This is a genomic window from Methanolacinia petrolearia DSM 11571, from assembly GCF_000147875.1.
GTDB lineage: Archaea > Halobacteriota > Methanomicrobia > Methanomicrobiales > Methanomicrobiaceae > Methanolacinia > Methanolacinia petrolearia.
In genome coordinates this window covers 462,864-480,739 of record NC_014507.1, presented here as the reverse complement: position 1 = coordinate 480,739, position 17,876 = coordinate 462,864, and the positions used below count along the sequence as shown (strand labels likewise).

Sequence of the window (17,876 nt, the reverse complement as noted above, 5' to 3'; positions counted from 1 at the left end):
TTTATCATATAATCCGGCAGGGTTTAATAAATTTAATAGTGCCCCGTGTGAATGGTAATAATATGGGCGAAGAACAGGTTCTATCCGATGAACTTCTCGAAGAACTCGAAAATCTTAACAATAAACTGGCTGGCGTAAAAAGTTCATACGAATCGGGAAAAGAGGAGAAAGCCGAATCGAAATATGAATCCTCCATAGGAATTTACGATGAATCCGTAGAACACCTGGGACCTGCAATAGATGAGATCTTCGAACTCTATGATGACGACCCCGACTATATCGAAGAATTTTTAGATGAGGTAGAATCCTACTACGAAGCTTTCTTCTCCTGGGACGACACGTTCGACTACGATTTTTCAGACCAGGAAGCAGGGGTTACTGCAATACTCGATCTGTCCCGTGGAAGATTACTGGCACTCTCCGAAAAATACCGACTCGCCCTGAAAAGACTCACGGACGGATTAAATTCGTCTCCGGAAGAATACCAGGCGGCATTCCGCGAAGAGATCGGCAATGTCCACTATAAGCTTGAAGATTATTCCCGGGCTCTCGAATTCTACGAAGAAGCAATCGAGAGGGACTGGGAAAGACCCGGCGCATGGCAGGGAAAAATTCTTGTCCTGATGGAAATGGAAAGAGCGGAGGAAGCGATTGAAGCTGCTCATACATTACTTGAACTCTGCGACGACGAATCAGCCGAATATTTTGCTGCAAAAACCTCACTTGTTCTCTGTAATTTCAATCTTGGAAGATACCATGACATTGTAGACAATGCACCTCTGATTTTACCGGAGGATGAAGAAACGGACGACCTGAACGCACTCCTGTGGTACTACCGGTATCTCGCTCTAAAAGAGATCGATGCACCCGAAGATGAATGCAGAGAGGCATATAAAGAAGCACTCCGTTATAATCCCGATATTGAATCGACCGACGAATTCAGGGAACTGTTTGAGGACAAATCCCCGCCAGAACCCGTAAAACCAAAAAAAGACAACAGTAAAAACAGTCTTAACGACATGCTGAAGGATCTCAACGGCGAAAAAGGTGGAAGATCACTGGAAGACCTCCTTGAAGAACTCAACGAACTGACAGGTCTTTCTTCAGTAAAAAAAGACGTGAACTCGCAAATAAACATAGTAAAGATCAGAAACCTGCGGGAGAAGAAGGGCCTGAAACAGCCCGAGCTCTCCCTTCACATGGTCTTTTCGGGAAATCCCGGGACAGGCAAAACCACTGTCGCACGGCTGGTCTCTGAAATCTATCACAAACTCGGAGTCCTTTCCAAAGGTCATCTTGTTGAAGTGGACCGGGCCGACCTGGTTGCAGGATACGTAGGCCAGACGGCACTGAAAGTCCAGGAGGTCGTACAGAGTGCCCTGGGCGGTGTGTTGTTTATAGATGAAGCCTACACGCTGACATCCAAAGAAGGAAACGATTTCGGGGACGAAGCAATTGCCACCCTGTTGAAGGCGATGGAAGACAACCGTAACGATCTCCTGGTGATAGTCGCAGGGTATCCCGATCTGATGAATGAATTTTTACAGTCGAACCCGGGTCTTCGCTCCCGTTTTAATAAATTTATTAATTTCGAGGATTATTCCCCGGAAGAACTGATGGAGATGCTCGATATGCGATGCCGCAAAAACGGAATGGCCCTGTCCGATGAGAGCCGGGTTTATGCCAGGGCCTTCTTTGAAAAGAGATGCAAAACAAAAGGAGCGGATTTCGCAAACGGCCGTGATGTACGTAATTTCTTCGAACGGGCATACCTGAATATGTCCGACAGGCTTGCTATGGAAGAAAATCCGTCTGAAGAAGATTTGTCAACGATAATTTTAGACGACCTGAAGGAAGTCACACTTTAATAATTTTATACTCTGAAGCTTCAGCCAACCGGGACTTCGTGCAGACGAGAAGACATCCGGGAAAATACGATCTCTACGGTGGTAAGGGCAGGGCAGTCTTCGTATCAAAAGAGCCCGGACCGACCATCTGCGAGAGATGTTTCGCGAGACTTTTGAGAGAGGATTTGAAGGGGGGTGAAGTAAAAAATATAATATAACAATTAGATAAATGGGAATAACAACGTCCTTTATGGAATAATTAAACAAAATATCCCTATGAAAAATAAAATGTGATTGATATGCCGAAAATTCATGACCTCAATGGTGTTAAAGAACTAATACAAGCGGGTTTCGATGATAATGAGGAAACATTATCCAAGTATAAAAAATATACGAAACCGCAATTGAAAGCATATCTCATTGAGAGTAATGAAAAGGATCTGAATAATTTCAGGCCACCGTTTGGAACCTGGAGAAAACTTTCATCGGACGGTTGGTACATTCTGGATTCAAAAGATTATAATAACTCGGTATTCATCAATACAGCCGGAGAAAGAGTCTGGACATTGTATAATATAGAAAATGCAAAAGAATCAGATCTTTTCATCGAAAAATTGGTAGAGAACAATATCGGACTTGACAGATGTTGGCTTTCAAGAGGATATCTCCATTATAAGAAAAACAAATCCAACTGGATTCAAAAGGGAATTGGATTGAAGTACCTCGACGGGCTTGCAGAAGAGGATGAAGGCGGACAGTTCAGCTTAAAAGCATGGTATGGGAATAAACAAATTGAAGGTCTGGATAAAATAATCGAAGAAGCATCTGATAAATTAGCTATCCATAGCACAAGATGGAAAAAGATCTCAAATGGAGATACAAAGATCTCAATGGAGATGTACAGCGAAGGAAAAATTACCATAAACCGGGCGGAAGATGTTGACGAAACCCTTATCGAAATATCTGAAATTGCCAATAAATATGAAGATGAACTAATAGATGCGTCTAAACTTCGTGATGATAAAATCGGTGCTTTTGAGTTAAATTTCGAACAAAAAGTCGATTTGAGTTCCTTTTCAAAAACTGTAAAAAAGGGCAAAGGTCAAATGAGGCTCTGGTTGACCGAAACCGAGTCAAAAGATGACTTCAAACGATTCAAAGGCGTTGATCTTCACAATTGGGACAGATTATTAATCGACATTGGTGAAGATTATGCATATATAACTGTACCGGGAAAGGGATGTATTAATGCTGTACCCAGAATAGCAACATTACAAGGAGAAGATAACGCAGGATATACATCCATATTTTACGATGGAGTTGAAATATTTGCCTGAAATCGATAGAAGACTGGTTCTTTGGAGAAATACTTTACAACTCTTTAGGAAATTAAACCGGCCCAAATTTGAAGGTCCCTTTCATAAATGTAATTATAACTACCAAATTGAACCTTTTTTAAGAAATAATTATGAAGAAACCGACTATAATCCGGATATTGTCGCAAGTAATGATAATTCATGGTTGATAATCGAATTAACAAATAATTCAGACAAGTCAAAATGCGATCAAATTTTAAAATACAAAGATCTTGAAGGGAGAAATCTCAGTATTTACGGACTTAAACCTCACAAAACAACTCCTGAAATCCTTACAAGCAGGATTGAGTATATAGACGATAAAGAATGCTGTCAAATAATTGTCAAAGAGAAATTAGAAGTCTGCAAATTAAATTTATTAGATTATTCTGCATTAATCGATGCTTTAACTACATCAAAGGGTGATGATTTATCGAAATTACCGGCCATACCGATAACGTTGGTTCCGGAGTCAAAAAAACTGGAAATCAGAAGAGGAATTTCAGATATTGTAATGATGCTTTTTAAACCGGGATCTGAGGGATTAACTTCAAGGCAGATGGTAGAGCTAAGCCTTGAACGAATATCTGAAAAAACCGGAGAAAAACAAAAAAAAGATCTGGCAAAGAAAATTGAGATTGAAATGGAGTTACTTATCGGAAGGTTTCTAAAAGGCTATATTAAACTTGATTCCGGGAAATACATTTCAACGACAGATTCTGTAAAATCTGTTCAAAGAAGGGAATATATTGAAAGCAGGATCGAAGAATGGGCATCAAGCGAACAATCGAATCTTTCCAATTTTTAATTTTGAACTGAAAATTTCACAAAACCTTCAAAATCTCCCCGGCCCCATTCCCAGGGTGATGCGGCCCTCGTCATCCGACGAGATCCGATATACCAGTCTCCACGATCTATGCAAATTTTATCACCCGTTCCTGATCTCGGAATACACATACAGACACGGGAGATGCTTAATGAAACTTCTTCCGGAAAATTTTTTTGGAAAAATAAAATTTCGCGAGCATGCAAAATTCTATCCCCGGGGCACGATCAAACCCTGCATAACCGGCGAAGACAACATAAATGGTATTACAGAATAAGGCATTATTCACACCAGATCCACCTGAAAGTTTCTTAAAACCGGTTCATATTGATAATGATAAATAATGTGAAACCAGAATATAGATTAGAGGCGCACACGTGGAATCACTAATATTTCTGATACTTTTCCCGCTGATTGCCGGAGTAATCATGCTATTTCTCCCCAACAGCAGAGGGAGGGATCTATTCGTCAATTTCGCGGCAATTGTGACCTGTCTGGGATCATTATATCTCCTCTTTGAATATTTCGGAAAGGGCGAGGTCTTGTTCGCTGTAGACGGCACATTTGTCGACCCGCTGATACTGGTGGCCGAAGTTGCAATCGGCCTGTTCATCATCGGAATAAGCCTGAAGTTCAAAAAATACCTGGTAACCGTCCTCGCAGCATTGCAGCTCGCGATGGCCGCTTATACCGAGATCGTCTTCGAACCGGCGCATTACGCAGGATTCGACCTTTTCATCGACCCGTTCTCCCTGATAATGGCCTTGATCATCGGCATAATCGGGAGCCTGATCTGCGTCTATGCGACCGGCTACATGAAGACGTATCACGAGCACCACACGGACGTAGTGGACAGGAGACCGCTCTTCTTCTTCCTGATGTTCCTCTTCCTCTCGGCAATGTTCGGGATCGTATTCTCCAACAACATCATGTGGCTCTTCATGTTCTGGGAGATAACGACACTCTGTTCCTTCCTCCTCATCGGGTACGCGAGGGACGAAGTCTCGTGGAAGAACGCCTTCTGGGCCCTGCTCCTAAACGTCATAGGGGGTGTGGCGTTCAGCGGCGCAATACTCTTCATAAACGCATTCTCTTCGGGAAGCGACATATATCTAAACGAGCTCCTTAAGAGTTCGCCGGAGATAGCACTCGTCGCAGCGGCTTTCATCGGGTTCGCCGGTCTCACCAAGTCCGCACAGTTCCCGTTCTCCTCCTGGCTGGTCGGGGCGATGGTCGCACCGACACCTGTCTCGGCTCTGCTCCATTCGAGTACGATGGTCAAGGCCGGAGTCTACGTGATTGTCAGGTTCGCACCGGTCTTCGAATCTAACCTCATCGGGATCGCGTTCGCGTTCATCGGGGCACTGACCTTCCTCACCGCATCGGCGATCGCCATCAGCCAGAGCAACGCGAAGAAAGTTCTCGCGTATTCGACGATTGCAAACCTCGGCCTGGTCGTCGCCTGTGCGGGAATCGGAACCGAAGAAGCGGTCTGGGCTGCAATACTGCTGATAATATTCCACGCGGTCGCAAAGTCGCTCCTCTTCCTCTCCGTAGGATCCGTAGAGCACCAGAAGCATTCGAGGGATATCGAGGACATGGGCGGACTTATCGCCACGATGCCGAAGATCGCCCTCATGATGCTCATCGGAATGGCCGGAATGTTCCTCGCACCGTTCGGGATGCTTATCTCGAAGTGGGCGTCGATCCATGCGTTCGTCAACGCGATACCGCCGTTCGGGATGCTGCTCATCGCGATAATCGCATATGGCAGCGGAATCACGGTATTCTTCTGGACGAAATGGATGGGCCGCATTTTGGAGGTCAGGACCGAACGGAAGCCTGTCGAAAAGGAGGCGTCCCGCCCTGAGATGAGTGCGATATTCACACTCGGGGGACTTACCGTCCTGGCATGCCTGATATTCCCGCTGATATCGTCGACGATGATCGAGCCGTACATCCATGAAGTGTACCATACGGCATCGCCACTCCTCAGCCTGAGCAACGAGATCATCATGCTCTTCATGGTCGTCGTCGTCATCCTGCTCCCGCTGAGCCTGTTCCACTTCGCAAAGGGACGGACACTCAGGAGACAGTATATGAGCGCAAGGGTCTCGGAGGTCGATGGAGAGCACCTCAAATTCCTCGGCAGCATGGGTGTCATGAAGGAAGAGGAGCTTTCCAACTACTACTTCCCGAATATGTTCGGTGAAAAGGAGCTCAGCAGGGCGGGCGTCTGGTCGTCGATCCTCATAATCGTGGTGATGTTCGCCCTGTTATCATGGCTCGTCCCGCTGGGGGTGATGATGTGAGTGCTATAGAGCTGTTGACAGGAGAACCTGTCATCGGGATTCTGCTCTTCATAGTCCTCGCCCCGTTCATCGGGACGATCGTCCTCGGACTCGACCGGATTATTACTGCGAGGATGCAGGGACGGGTAGGGCCGCCCTTGTTCCAGCCGATGTACGATATACTCAAGCTCTTCGAGAAGGAGAAGATGGTTATACACGAGTCCCAGAACTTCTGGATATTCGGGTATCTCGTCTTCATCATAATCACGGGAGCGCTCTTCTTCGGCGGCTCAGATATCCTGCTGGTGATATTCGCCCTGACTCTCGCGGAGGTCTCCCTGATACTCGGAGCGTTTTCGTCCGGGTCGCCTTACGCACATGTCGGTGCGGAACGCGAACTGATTCAGCTCATGGCGATTGAGCCGATGATAATAATCGCGGCCGTCGGGTTCTACGAGGTGACGAACTCGTTCAACACGTTCGAGATCGCATCGTACGGAAGCCCGCTGATACTGGTCCTGCCGGGAATCTTCATCGGGTTCGTCTATATACTGACTGTCAAGCTGAGGAAGTCGCCGTTCGATATCTCCACGTCGCACCACGCCCACCAGGAGCTTGTGCGGGGTCTCAATACGGAGTTCGCGGGATCGACGCTCGGGATGATCGAGCTTGCGCACCTCTACGAGGTCGTCTTCCTCCTCGGGTTTTTGTTCCTGTTCTTCGGGTTCGCTGCCCCTATAATCGGAATTATCGTGATTGCCCTTGTATATCTCCTGGAGATCTTCGTGGACAACGCGACTTCGAGGGTGAAATGGGGCTTTATGCTCGATAGCTGCTGGATTGTGACCGCCGTTGCAGGGGTCCTGAACCTGATGGCCCTGTACCTGATTTTGAGGTGAGAAGAAATGGCATACATAACAAAATCCCCCTGGATTATACACTACGACGCGTCGAGCTGCAACGGCTGCGACATCGAGGTCCTTGCCTGCCTTACACCTCTCTATGACGTGGAACGGTTCGGGATCATCAATACGGGAAACCCGAAGCATGCCGATGTCTTCCTCGTGACGGGCAGCGTTAACGAGCAGAACAAACCGGTGATAAAAAATATCTACAAACAGATGCCGAAGCCGAACGTTGTCGTTGCGATCGGGGCCTGTGCCTTATCGGGCGGTGTCTTCCGCGAGTGCTACAATGTAGCCGGAGGAGTGGACAAGCTGATCCCGGTGGACGTGTATGTTCCCGGCTGTGCGGCGAAACCGGAGGCGATTATCGACGGTGTCGTGAAGGCGCTTGGCATACTGGAACAGAAGAGAGAAGATATGAAGAAAGAGGCGGGGCACTGAGATGACTATCGAAGAACAACTGATAAGGGAGATTTCGGTCGGCGAACTTTTGGACGAGGTCAAAGCGAAGTCGGACGACGGCTACCGCCTGGTCCAGATCGGGTGCACGAGAATCGAGGACGCCTTCGAGATCAACTACTCGTTCGACAAGGAGAATCGTTTCGAGAACCTGAGAGTCACGATCGGCGAAGATGTGACGATGCCGAGCATATCGGATATCTACTGGGGGGCGTTCATCTACGAAAACGAGATGCACGACCTCTACGGGATTCCGGTGGAAGGGATGAATATCGATTTCAACGGCTATCTCTTTAAGACGAGCATCCCGCACCCGTTCAGGGGCGAGGTGACGGTAAAGAAAGTCCCGGCGAAGAAAGCGGTGGAAGAGACCAAAGAAGAAGCAAAGGCCGATGCCGGGGGTGAAGAATGACAGGGAGGCGTACCGTCGTACCGTTCGGGCCGCAGCACCCGGTTCTCCCGGAGCCGATCCACCTGGACCTCGTGATCGAGGACGAGAGGGTGGTCGAGGCGGTCCCGTCGATCGGGTATGTCCACCGCGGGCTTGAGAAGCTGGTGGAGAAGAAGGATTACAAGAACTACGTGTATATCGCGGAGAGGATCTGCGGGATATGCAGTTTCATCCACAGCGTCGGGTTCTGCCAGGGGATCGAGAATATCATGGGTGTGGAGGTCCCGGAGAGGGCACAGTACCTGAGGACGATCTGGTCTGAGTACTCGAGGATGCACAGCCACCTCCTCTGGATGGGGCTGTTTGCGGACGCGATGGGATTCGAGAACCTGTTCATGAACGCCTGGAGAATCCGCGAGCAGGTCCTTGATGTGATGGAGGAGACGACGGGCGGAAGGGTGATTCAGGGTTCGTGCAAGGTGGGAGGTGTCCGGAGGGATATCTCCGATTCGAAGCTGAAGGAGATGTCGGCGGGCCTCGACAGGACCTATGCCGAGGTCGAGGAGCTGAACCATGTCTTCTTCGACGATTCGACGGTGATCCACAGGACGAGCGGAATCGGGTATCTCTCGAAGGACGATGCGTACCACCTCGGGGCGGTCGGGCCGACTGCGAGAGGGTGCGGTGTTGCGATCGATGCCCGCGAGACGGGATATCTTAAATATCCCGAGCTTGATTTCAAACCCATTGTCGAGACGGAAGGGGACTGCTACTCGCGGTGTGTCGTCCGTGCGAAGGAGGTTCTCCAGTCGGCGGACCTGATCAAACAGGCGATTGAGAAGATTCCCGACGGGGATATCGAGGTGAAGGTGAAGGGCAACCCGGACGGAGAGTACTTCTCGCGGGTCGAGCAGCCGAGAGGCGAGTGCATCCATTACGTGAAGGGCAACGGTAAGAGGTTCCTGGTGAGGGAGCGTGTGAGGACGCCGACTTTGACGAATATCCCGCCGCTTGTAAAGATGCTCGCGGGCTGCGAGATGGCGGATGTCCCGGTGATAGTTCTGACGATCGATCCGTGTATCGGGTGTGCGGAGAGGTGATTTGAGATGGGAAAGATTACATTCACGATGGCGAAGAGGATTTTAAAGAACCTCGTCGGCGGGCCGGCGACTCTCAGGTACCCCTTTGAGCCGGCGAAGAGATACGATGCTTCGAGGGGCCATATCGAGATTAATATCGACGATTGTATCTTCTGCGGCTTGTGCAGCAAGAACTGTCCGGCGGATGCGATCGAGGTATCGAAGCCGGACCGCACGTGGGAGATCGACAGGTTCAGGTGCATCATTTGCAACTCGTGCGTCGAGGCCTGCCCGAAGGACTGCCTCTCGACTTCAAACGTGTACAAGGAGCCCGTTCTTTCCGGCCCGGTGAAGGATAAGGTGATTGGGCCTGAGGTTGAGGCTGAAAAAGAGGCTCCTGCGGGAGCTGAGTGATTTTTTAATTCTCTTTTTTGGAGCCGGAGGGATGCTTGCCCGTCCCGACGGCGACTTATCGCAATGGGGGGAGGGTTGAAGGGAGGGGAACTCCCCTCCCTTCTCATAATGAAAATCAAATGTATCATATCATGGAGTCAAAGGTGTAGTATTTGGAAAGAATTTGACATTGGTATCATATACCAGGATGGAGAGATCAAGCGGTCCGGAGTAGGTCTCCATCAAGTACATCGTTGGCAACCCCCCGCCGCCCGGCCGCTTCGCAGGCCCGGCGGATCGGCCCCGGCCTCGGGGCCTCTTCATGGTGATAGCCGCTCAGGGGATAGACCGGTATCCCCTGAGCGAGAGACGCGGCAGACTCATAACGTGAAATAAGTTGCCTCCAAAAAAATTCTGTGTTATACGATTTATAGTTCTTTTAGCTGTGAGAAGAGATCATCCCTTCCTGGCGGGACTGGCGGAAGGACGGCGGGAAAAATAAATTAAGATCTCCTCTGCACAGGCGGGGATTTTTTTGGACCCGGAGGGAGGCTCGTCCATCCTTCAAAAACCAATTTTCAAAAATGGTGACCGGAGGTCGTCCAGGGTTTCGAAATGGCGAGGACCTTCGGTCGGCGACATATCTCGATCGAGTGAGGGTTGAAGGGGCGATTGCGATAACCATAATATCCTTTGAAATAGCGTGTATTGTCCTGCAAATAATCGAAATGATAATCATATCTCGGAATTAATGAAAAGATGATCAAAGTTCAGTGACCGGGGGCGAAGATATGAAGGTTAGGGAAGTCATAAAGATTATAGAAGTAGAGGGATGGTACCTTGTATCTGTAAGGGGAAGTCATAGGCAGTACAAAAATCCCAATATCCCCGGAAGAATAACGATTCCGGGCAACATGAACGATACCCTCGCACCCGGTACACTAAACAGCATATTAAAACAGGCAGGAATAAAGGAGAGAAAATAATGTTCAGGTTTCTGATTATTATCGAAAAGGCGGACGGCAATTATTCCGCATATTCCCCGGACCTTCCGGGATGTGTTGCGACCGGCAAAACCCGCGAGGAGGCGGAGAAGAATATGCACGAGGCGATTGCGTTTCACATTGAGGGGCTGAAAGACGACGGGCTCCCGATCCCCGAGGGGAAGTCTTCGGCGTCGTGGGTTTTGGTTTGAGAATAGGCAGGAATCTCTCTATAGACTTCATTCAAACTATACTTTTAACTCATTGAATATGAATTAAAAACGAGTTCCTTTTACCAATTATTTTATTTATCAGATTCTTGAATATGAAGAATATGCAGAGATATGATTTTAAAAAATTTAAAATCCACTTGGATACGAATTTTAAAGATTCTTTGCGTCTTCTTGAAAATTCAAATACAGACTGGGAGGAAGCTGTAGAAGTTTTCTCTAATTTTTTTGAGGAACTTGAAAAAATGCCGATATCTACAGAACGTAATGTGAAAATGTTGTTAGCTACAAGATTTTTCAATCATATTCTCTCATCACTGATTTTAACATTATACAGTTTGTATGTAGATTCGGTTATTTGTTCACGTACTGCAATTGAATCACTGGCTGCTTTTAAATTAATATGCGCAAATCCGAAAAAAGCGGAATCTTATCATGCGGATAATTTTCCATCTCCCATTAAAGTTCGCATAGAATTAGAAAATTTAGGCTATACAACTGAAGCTAATAATATCAGAACAATTTACAAATCAGATAGCGAACTCACTCATATCACCCGGGATCATGAGCGGTTTTCAATGGATTATAATTATTTCACAAAAGATGGCCAATTGTTTGTAGGAGGACATTTCTCAAAAGATGATACTGAATATATGATAAAGTATCTTCCAACTCTAATTCATTGGTTTTTAATGCCGCTTGATAATACTATTAGCGATTAAAATGAGAGAGAGAAGCTTTACATCATCGATCGTTCAACTGAACTGGTCGGATATCGAGATGGCATGTGTAATAAACTAAAATTCAGATTTTTTCTTGAATAATTATCTGAGAAATATAAGGGAAAGAATTCAAACCCCTGAACCGCTACGGACCGGCCCCTCCAGCGCCTTCGACCAGCAACCCTGGCATCAGCGGCGGAGGGTTTGTGAAAAATACTGAAGCCAGATTTTTCCTCACATGAAACAGCCAAGATCCCGTCATAAGAATTATTTGGAGAAGTAATCTTTCAGATCATTTTCAAAAGTGGGATTCAGGGAATATTTCTTATATTTTCCTTCAGGGGAAGATTGAACAATGCCGGATTTTTGAAATTTTTTAAGGGGCCAGTGTATTGTACTCTTATTCATATCATGCTTCTCTGCGAGATCCATATTCGTAATACCAGGATTTTCCATAATACTTAACAGAAGTTTTCTCCCGGTCTCATTTCTCAGGTGTGATGCAAGTACTTTTTGCTGTTCATCAAAAATTCCGGAATTCTCGAAAATCCGTATAAATTTCCCGGATTTCACTAATGTAACTTTACTATCGGAGATCAGTTTCCCAATATGATATTTCGTCGAACCCCTGTTTATACCGAGATTATTTGAGATGTCTGCAATTGAGCAACCCGGATTTTCAGATATAAAGTCAAATATGTCATTCCTGTTCTGGTTGTCAAAAAGATCTTCAAGCCTGCCCTGAATTATTGGGATAATTTTTATTGTTCCGATAATTGCCGCCAGAATTCCGGCGATAAATGAGATCTTAATCAACAATGGAAGCTCCCAGAATGTAATTGTAGAATCGGCACCGCCTGAGTCAATAAGTCCCTTATCGATGAGGCCCTGATTGTCTTCGTGTGGTTTTATAATATAATCCCCTTCCGCAGCCTGCACTCCGGTGACCATGAAAATTAAAAGAATGTAAAAGAATAGAATGAGTTTTGATACATTCTGCATAGATGACAATTCTATATGAGATTATATATAATAATCTTCGATCCCTTCAATACTGTATCCGTAGACTTCATAGTACCAGGTCCCTTGTGCAATGCCGCCGGAATTGCAGATATCAATGTTGATCCTCCCGTCATCAGGTCTTCCGTCGTCATCGTCAAAAAATACCCCGAGACACTGGTTGTCGGGAGTGTAGATCTTCAGCCTCAGTGAGTCCGTGGGATCGGCCCAGTTGAGGTCGACGTTGAGTACGGTTATCTGGGAACCGACATATTTTGTGTGCCAGTTAGTCTCGCCCTGTTTAATCGTGTCGAAGACGTATTTCGGACCGGGGTTTACGCAGGAATCTCTTGCAGGCGATATAATGTAGTCCCCGAATTCGCCTATGAGATCCTGATCTGATTTCTCTTCAATAGCCGCGCCGGATGCAAAAGATACACAGCAAAGTATGATTAATGCAGCAATTGCAATCTGTTTAAACGTAAAATCACTCTCCTGATTTCTATGATTAATCTGTTGGAAAAAGACGTTATTTAGGTTTTATGTCCAAATCGTCAAACTGAAAGGGGTTAGTTGCATGATTTGGACATAATCAATATATGGCGTAAAACGAAAAGTCATCCATGTAGCATCCAAAAGATGTTGCAGGGGGTTTTGCCCGGACCGATCAAGAACGGCCAAATCCCTGCGTGCCCGGGGGCATAATGTAGTTGGGCTCAAAAACTACTTGAAACCTTTGACGATCCTGTCTCCGGGGGCATGAAAAAGAAATGGAGACGAAAAACATGAAAATGGAAAAAACAATGCGGCCTTTGAGCCTGCTTTTTACAGCGCTGATAGTAAGTGTAATCTTGGTACAGGCTGTAAGTGCAGAAAAAACCAGTCCCAGAATAGTAAGTGAATGGGAAAAAGAACATGCAATTCTTGTAGAACATACAACTGAATATTATGTCAGTGATGAGACACTATATGTTAAAGACGTCTATTCCGGCTCAGAATTGAAAAAAAGGTTTAATGTGGAGCAACTAGAGAAGACGAATTCTTATAAGGTTGATCCAGATTATGTAAAAAAGTTCAATCTTGTTGAAGGTAAGCATTATACTTCCACGGAATCTTCATATGAAGTTTTCACATTGAAAAATGATCCGCCTGTTTCATCGAAAAGCTATGATTATCCTCAATGGATTTATGAAAAATTAGGAGATACTTATCATCAGTTGGATGAACCTATTAACATCGCTTGGGAAAGTAACGACCTCAATACAGTGAAAGCAGAAATTCTCAATGAAGGATGGTGGGATGTCATCGCTGAAGACACATACTATATCTATGATAGTGGGTGGAAAGCAGATGATGGACTCGCAGACGATCCTTTAAGGGTTTTCGGGGGTTGGCACATTAGATTATGGCAAATGAATGATGGGGATGTTGTAGGAGCAGCTCATCATGACACATGGGCCCCTCATGAAGCTGATGGATTTGAAAATGCAGAAGAGGAGGTTGCAGGATTTTATGATCAGCCAGGTGATGTTATGTGGCATGTCTATGAGGATGATTATTCTCTCAACAATTATGTAGCAAGTCCTTATAATAATGGAATGTGTACAAGAATATTTTATGGGTGAATAACTGATGAGATGCCAGAAGTTTTTTGACAAAAAAAACACCCTTTTTTTATCATATCTTTCTTTTTTTGCTGTTTTTTCTTTTGCATATTATTTTCTAAGTTCGAAAAATTCATTTTATTCCGGGATAATTGGAATTATTTTAATTATCTTATATCCAGTTGGTGCTTTCTTCTATGGATATAAAACAGGTGATAGATTTCGTTCTCCTCTTGCAGGAATCGTATCTTATACATTTTTGATTCTTTTTATTTCTTTATTAGTTAATTTTCAGAATCCTTTGAGTTCAGGCTATTTACTTTTATTTGCAGGATACCATCTGGCATTGTTGATCTGTCTTGGGATTATTGGTTTTCTGGCTTCAGGGAGGGAAAAACTGCACCTGATTGCAGCGGGTATATTGTCTGTAATATGGTTTTTAATTTTTATATCGGGCATTTCATGAAGGTGAATGGGTGAGAAAAACCTTTTTTTTATTTGTCTTTTGTTTAGTCTTTCTATGTTTAAGTGTCCCGTTCTATCATGTAGTCTTTGAATCTTCTCCTCAAATTGCCATGACCGGGATAGTCGATAATAATTCCGGAGCATTAAATCCTGAATCTGTTGCATATCAACCGGGGGCAGTGGGAGAAAGTTTTGGAATCGGTCTTTACGATGCCCCTGTCCATACGCCTGATCATTCTTTGCATTATTCAAAGGAACTTTCGGAAAATGAACCTTTTAACGGTTATCTTTTCATAAGCAACCAGCTTGCTGAAAACAATTCTTTTCTGATATTTTGCCTTGTCGATTATAATCAGACGTCTTTTTCATGCGATGGAAGTGAAAAAGGAGTTCTCCATAAAGTCAGTTTGAATCCGTTTGAAGAACGTTTTGTTAAGTTTTCCATCGATCCACTGGAAAAAGGGGTCCACGATTTTGAAATATTTATACTGTTGAAAACCGATCAGCACTCGTTAAACAAATCTTTCAGGTTGTCGACTGATTTTTCTTATCTAGGTAGTAAGAGAATGAACCTGTTTGTTTTTGATGATAAACTCCCCGAAGTTCAATATACGGACTTTTCGTTACTATCGGCATCAAATTGCGGTTCTGATTATCCGATAAATGATGGTATAATTCTTACAAAGGAGCCCTGTTCTTCTAAAGGATGGTTTACTGAAGATGTTAGGTCAGGAGAAGTCCTGCACTACTGGATCAACCTCGCAGCTGATAAAGAATATCCCGTATCTTTTGCAGTCATAACTCTTCTTGATTATATACAGGTTCCTCTGAGAACTGATATGAAAGAAAAGTGCTGGTTTGGTTCTCTTTCCGCCGGTGAAAAAATTTCAGTGCCGGCAAGTATTGTTGTACCTTCCGAAGAAGGTGTTCATGAACTGATGTCGGTTTATATCCCTCTGCCTTATCAACGCTTTGAAACATCGCCGGGGGTGCCGACGCAATTCAATCAATGGACCTGGTCCGAGCCCAGTATCAGGATCGGCCTCAATGTAAGTGCGGTTTAATTTCCTCTTAATTAAAATTTTAATCTTAAAAAACACAGAAAATGAAATTTATAATGTCAAAGGAGTGGTCAATCTTTGAAGAAAACTCAATTAATTGGTATTTTGGGTGGACTGGGAGTTTTACTTATAGTAATGGCAATCTGTCTCTACTTCGCAGGACCGGTTCCTGATAATCCCGATAATTTTCAGGCAAACGAAAGAGGTTCGGTTACTTTTTATTACAATAACGGCGGTTCGCAGATTTCTCTTGATTTGTCCGCGCTAAAGGTGGATGATCCCGAAACAATTTCCACTAATCTAAGCACTATTCTCGGGGTTGCACTGAATGATCTGCGTTCAGGGATACTTCTTGAAAACGGATGGATCATTGCTTCTGTTTCGGAATATGACAATGAGGATAGCAATGACGGGAAATCTGTGGAACTGGAATTTAGGAAAGATGCTCTCTCATTTTACATAGTTGTCAATGAACAGAGTAGGACTGCCACTAAGGGTTACTGCGATGCAATTACATGGATCTCAGAACCAATTTCCGGTCCTCTTCCCGAGGGTTATCATAAGGCAAAAGACAAACTGACTGGATGGTGGTATGTTTTTGATATACAAAATAATAGTTCAAATTCAACAGTAGTTATGATTTACAACGATACAGCTATCCTTTACCTGTACCCTTCCTATTCAGTCATAAATACAGAGGGATTGTATGACTAAATCTCAGATATTTTATTTTCAAACAGTTTGATGATTTGGACATAATCAATTTATTTCCCAAAACAAAAAGTAATCCATGTAGCATCTAAAAGATGTTGCAGGGGGTTTTGCCCGGACCGAACAAGAACGGCTTAACCCCTGCATGCCTGGGGATACTGAGTTCTATAACATGGTATTTAAAAATGGAGGCAGTACAGTAACAATGTCATTTAGTGAATATTATGGATCAATGGCGCAACAACTACTGAGCGGGCTGGATGTAAACATCATATCCGGAACTGATGTAGAATTAAAAACAGCCAATTGAAAGTGAAAATAATGAAAATCTCTTTTTTTATTTTACTTCTGATGTTGCTTTTAATAGGACATGCCGCATGTTGTATTGATCAGGAAATTAAAGGGCCAGACCAGCCTGTCATAAACAACACAACCAAATGTAATCTTTCCGAAGAATGGATCTCCGGGGTTAATGTTTCGACTGTCCCCTACCTTGGCTCTGAATCGATTCGTACAAATGCATCTTTTGTAGCACGGACTGCCCTGTGCGATAAAAATGTGGCAGAAATGCTCAGTCATGGGAGCGGTATCAAAGGAGTAATTGATTTTATGCCATCCAGACCAAAAGGATGGAACCTGAGTTGCGGACCAACGCTTTGGGTTGTTTACCGGGGCATTAACGTCTATTTCTATGTCAATGAAACGCAGGAAATTGTTGAGAGATTTGAGGTTGTTATACCAGGAGATCTTTATGGAAAGGAACGACTGGAAAACTATACCCGCCTTATCGATGGGAATGGTACTGCTGTTTTTGCATTCAATAGTAGTGATATATGGTTTCCATAAATAAAACACAGATCACCATTATGCTTAATTAAATTCTCAAAATAAATTTTTGAAACGTTAGAATTAGTCTCTTGGCCAGTAAATTAAGACAATATCATAATGGAATTCCCCAAGTTAGTTTCGTCAGTTAATGCTGAAGTAAGAGTGAATGATAATTTTACAGAATTCTGATTTGGGATCAAAGATTTCCGACTGGAAATGAACAGTTCGACGATTTGGACATAATCAATTTATTTCCCAAAACAAAAAGTCATCCATGTAGCACCTAAAAGATGTTGCAGGGGGTTTTGCCCGGACCGAACAAGAACGGCTTAACCCCTGCGTGCCCGGGGCATAATGTAGCCAGGCTCAAAAACTAATTGAAACCTTTGATAGTCCTGTCTCCGGGGGCATGAAAAAATGGAGACAAAAAATGAAAGTTAAGAAAGGTATGCAGGCTTTGAGCCTGCTGATAGTTTTGGCACTTGCCGGGGCTGTTTTTGTACCGGCCGCCAGTGCATATGATAATAGTGGAAGTGAAAATTTGGTAACTTATGAATACGGTGAAAAAGTTGCAGAAGCACATTTAACCCAAATGTCTACAGACATTAGTGAATATTCTGTCTGGAATGGTGTAGACTTAACTCAAAATATAACTACAGCAAGTAATATTGCGTTTGGAAATAATGCAATAGCTGTTTATACACAGCCCTAAATCCATTTTTTGGAG

22 protein-coding genes are annotated in these 17,876 nt (G+C 44.5%); 21 read left to right on the top strand and 1 reads right to left on the bottom strand.

Going from position 1 to position 17,876, the window contains the following annotated elements:
* Positions 1–62: 62 nt before the first annotated feature.
* The 13 genes from MPET_RS14360 (at position 63) to MPET_RS02335 (ending at position 11,481) form a co-directional block, all read left to right on the top strand.
* Positions 63–1,868, top strand: coding sequence for an AAA family ATPase (locus MPET_RS14360; RefSeq protein ID WP_013328425.1), 1,806 nt, complete (start codon positions 63–65; stop codon positions 1,866–1,868).
* 38 nt (positions 1,869–1,906) lie between these two features.
* On the top strand, positions 1,907–2,065 hold the full coding sequence (locus MPET_RS15260) for a hypothetical protein (protein ID WP_187287577.1): 159 nt from the start codon (positions 1,907–1,909) through the stop codon (positions 2,063–2,065).
* Positions 2,066–2,146: 81 nt separating this feature from the next.
* A complete protein-coding gene (locus MPET_RS02395; RefSeq protein ID WP_013328424.1) occupies positions 2,147–3,184 on the top strand; it encodes a hypothetical protein in 1,038 nt (345 codons plus the stop codon).
* Positions 3,177–4,010: a hypothetical protein gene (locus MPET_RS02390; protein WP_148222176.1), complete on the top strand. Its 834-nt coding sequence runs from the start codon at positions 3,177–3,179 to the stop codon at positions 4,008–4,010. The genes MPET_RS02395 and MPET_RS02390 overlap by 8 nt, the downstream gene beginning before the upstream one ends.
* Before the next feature lie 446 nt (positions 4,011–4,456).
* Positions 4,457–6,340: an NADH-quinone oxidoreductase subunit 5 family protein gene (locus tag MPET_RS02380; protein WP_225353842.1), complete on the top strand. Its 1,884-nt coding sequence runs from the start codon at positions 4,457–4,459 to the stop codon at positions 6,338–6,340.
* Positions 6,337–7,218 carry an NADH-quinone oxidoreductase subunit H gene (locus tag MPET_RS02375; protein ID WP_013328420.1) on the top strand — a complete coding sequence of 294 codons (882 nt, stop codon included), beginning with the start codon at positions 6,337–6,339 and terminating at the stop codon, positions 7,216–7,218. Before MPET_RS02380 ends, MPET_RS02375 begins: the two co-directional genes overlap by 4 nt.
* Before the next feature lie 6 nt (positions 7,219–7,224).
* Positions 7,225–7,665, top strand: coding sequence for an NADH-quinone oxidoreductase subunit B family protein (locus MPET_RS02370; protein WP_013328419.1), 441 nt, complete (start codon positions 7,225–7,227; stop codon positions 7,663–7,665).
* A 1-nt stretch (position 7,666) separates the two neighbouring features.
* Positions 7,667–8,095, top strand: coding sequence for an NADH-quinone oxidoreductase subunit C (locus MPET_RS02365; RefSeq protein ID WP_013328418.1), 429 nt, complete (start codon positions 7,667–7,669; stop codon positions 8,093–8,095).
* Complete coding sequence (locus MPET_RS02360; protein ID WP_013328417.1) at positions 8,092–9,174, top strand: hydrogenase large subunit; 1,083 nt, start codon at positions 8,092–8,094, stop codon at positions 9,172–9,174. The genes MPET_RS02365 and MPET_RS02360 overlap by 4 nt, the downstream gene beginning before the upstream one ends.
* Positions 9,175–9,180: 6 nt before the next feature.
* Positions 9,181–9,567, top strand: coding sequence for a 4Fe-4S dicluster domain-containing protein (locus MPET_RS02355; RefSeq protein WP_013328416.1), 387 nt, complete (start codon positions 9,181–9,183; stop codon positions 9,565–9,567).
* A gap of 770 nt (positions 9,568–10,337) precedes the next feature.
* Positions 10,338–10,532: a type II toxin-antitoxin system HicA family toxin gene (locus MPET_RS02345; protein ID WP_013328415.1), complete on the top strand. Its 195-nt coding sequence runs from the start codon at positions 10,338–10,340 to the stop codon at positions 10,530–10,532.
* On the top strand, positions 10,532–10,741 hold the full coding sequence (locus MPET_RS02340) for a type II toxin-antitoxin system HicB family antitoxin (protein WP_013328414.1): 210 nt from the start codon (positions 10,532–10,534) through the stop codon (positions 10,739–10,741). The genes MPET_RS02345 and MPET_RS02340 overlap by 1 nt, the downstream gene beginning before the upstream one ends.
* Before the next feature lie 113 nt (positions 10,742–10,854).
* Positions 10,855–11,481 carry a hypothetical protein gene (locus MPET_RS02335; RefSeq protein ID WP_048130537.1) on the top strand — a complete coding sequence of 209 codons (627 nt, stop codon included), beginning with the start codon at positions 10,855–10,857 and terminating at the stop codon, positions 11,479–11,481.
* Positions 11,482–11,748: 267 nt separating this feature from the next.
* On the opposite strand, the gene MPET_RS02330 is transcribed toward MPET_RS02335, so the two are convergent.
* Positions 11,749–12,483, bottom strand: coding sequence for a winged helix-turn-helix transcriptional regulator (locus MPET_RS02330; RefSeq protein WP_013328412.1), 735 nt, complete (start codon positions 12,481–12,483; stop codon positions 11,749–11,751).
* A 15-nt stretch (positions 12,484–12,498) separates the two neighbouring features.
* On the opposite strand from MPET_RS02330, the gene MPET_RS15255 reads away from it, so the two are divergent.
* The 8 genes from MPET_RS15255 (at position 12,499) to MPET_RS02300 (ending at position 17,861) form a co-directional block, all read left to right on the top strand.
* On the top strand, positions 12,499–12,693 hold the full coding sequence (locus tag MPET_RS15255; RefSeq protein ID WP_013328411.1) for a hypothetical protein: 195 nt from the start codon (positions 12,499–12,501) through the stop codon (positions 12,691–12,693).
* 572 nt (positions 12,694–13,265) lie between these two features.
* Positions 13,266–14,105 carry a hypothetical protein gene (locus MPET_RS02320; RefSeq protein WP_013328410.1) on the top strand — a complete coding sequence of 280 codons (840 nt, stop codon included), beginning with the start codon at positions 13,266–13,268 and terminating at the stop codon, positions 14,103–14,105.
* Positions 14,106–14,112: 7 nt separating this feature from the next.
* On the top strand, positions 14,113–14,550 hold the full coding sequence (locus MPET_RS15085; protein WP_013328409.1) for a hypothetical protein: 438 nt from the start codon (positions 14,113–14,115) through the stop codon (positions 14,548–14,550).
* Between the two features lie 109 nt (positions 14,551–14,659).
* Entirely contained in the window at positions 14,660–15,613 is a 954-nt protein-coding gene (locus MPET_RS02315; RefSeq protein ID WP_013328408.1) for a hypothetical protein, read from the top strand.
* Between the two features lie 75 nt (positions 15,614–15,688).
* Positions 15,689–16,324, top strand: coding sequence for a hypothetical protein (locus tag MPET_RS02310; protein ID WP_013328407.1), 636 nt, complete (start codon positions 15,689–15,691; stop codon positions 16,322–16,324).
* Positions 16,325–16,466: 142 nt separating this feature from the next.
* Positions 16,467–16,631 (top strand): hypothetical protein, encoded by a 165-nt coding sequence (locus tag MPET_RS15250; protein ID WP_187287576.1) that lies wholly within the window; start codon positions 16,467–16,469, stop codon positions 16,629–16,631.
* Positions 16,632–16,642: 11 nt separating this feature from the next.
* Positions 16,643–17,167, top strand: a complete 525-nt coding sequence (locus tag MPET_RS02305) for a hypothetical protein (protein WP_013328406.1) — start codon at positions 16,643–16,645, stop codon at positions 17,165–17,167.
* A 412-nt stretch (positions 17,168–17,579) separates the two neighbouring features.
* The gene (locus MPET_RS02300; protein ID WP_013328405.1) at positions 17,580–17,861 is read left to right on the top strand and encodes a hypothetical protein; all 282 of its coding nucleotides are present in this window, start codon (positions 17,580–17,582) and stop codon (positions 17,859–17,861) included.
* Positions 17,862–17,876: the final 15 nt, after the last annotated feature.

Excerpts from the sequence above, each read along its gene's own strand:
- MPET_RS14360 (WP_013328425.1), top strand. The coding sequence starts at position 63 with ATGGGCGAAGAACAGGTTCTATCCGATGAACTTCTCGAAGAACTCGAA.
- MPET_RS02395 (WP_013328424.1), top strand. The coding sequence starts at position 2,147 with ATGCCGAAAATTCATGACCTCAATGGTGTTAAAGAACTAATACAAGCG.
- MPET_RS02380 (WP_225353842.1), top strand. The coding sequence starts at position 4,457 with ATGCTATTTCTCCCCAACAGCAGAGGGAGGGATCTATTCGTCAATTTC.
- MPET_RS02370 (WP_013328419.1), top strand. The coding sequence starts at position 7,225 with ATGGCATACATAACAAAATCCCCCTGGATTATACACTACGACGCGTCG.
- MPET_RS02365 (WP_013328418.1), top strand. The coding sequence starts at position 7,667 with ATGACTATCGAAGAACAACTGATAAGGGAGATTTCGGTCGGCGAACTT.
- MPET_RS02360 (WP_013328417.1), top strand. The coding sequence starts at position 8,092 with ATGACAGGGAGGCGTACCGTCGTACCGTTCGGGCCGCAGCACCCGGTT.
- MPET_RS02355 (WP_013328416.1), top strand. The coding sequence starts at position 9,181 with ATGGGAAAGATTACATTCACGATGGCGAAGAGGATTTTAAAGAACCTC.
- MPET_RS02345 (WP_013328415.1), top strand. The coding sequence starts at position 10,338 with ATGAAGGTTAGGGAAGTCATAAAGATTATAGAAGTAGAGGGATGGTAC.
- MPET_RS02340 (WP_013328414.1), top strand. The coding sequence starts at position 10,532 with ATGTTCAGGTTTCTGATTATTATCGAAAAGGCGGACGGCAATTATTCC.
- MPET_RS02335 (WP_048130537.1), top strand. The coding sequence starts at position 10,855 with ATGAAGAATATGCAGAGATATGATTTTAAAAAATTTAAAATCCACTTG.
- MPET_RS02330 (WP_013328412.1), bottom strand. The coding sequence starts at position 12,483 with ATGCAGAATGTATCAAAACTCATTCTATTCTTTTACATTCTTTTAATT.
- MPET_RS15255 (WP_013328411.1), top strand. The coding sequence starts at position 12,499 with ATGAGATTATATATAATAATCTTCGATCCCTTCAATACTGTATCCGTA.
- MPET_RS02320 (WP_013328410.1), top strand. The coding sequence starts at position 13,266 with ATGAAAATGGAAAAAACAATGCGGCCTTTGAGCCTGCTTTTTACAGCG.
- MPET_RS15085 (WP_013328409.1), top strand. The coding sequence starts at position 14,113 with ATGAGATGCCAGAAGTTTTTTGACAAAAAAAACACCCTTTTTTTATCA.
- MPET_RS02315 (WP_013328408.1), top strand. The coding sequence starts at position 14,660 with ATGACCGGGATAGTCGATAATAATTCCGGAGCATTAAATCCTGAATCT.
- MPET_RS15250 (WP_187287576.1), top strand. The coding sequence starts at position 16,467 with ATGCCTGGGGATACTGAGTTCTATAACATGGTATTTAAAAATGGAGGC.
- MPET_RS02305 (WP_013328406.1), top strand. The coding sequence starts at position 16,643 with ATGAAAATCTCTTTTTTTATTTTACTTCTGATGTTGCTTTTAATAGGA.
- MPET_RS02300 (WP_013328405.1), top strand. The coding sequence starts at position 17,580 with ATGAAAGTTAAGAAAGGTATGCAGGCTTTGAGCCTGCTGATAGTTTTG.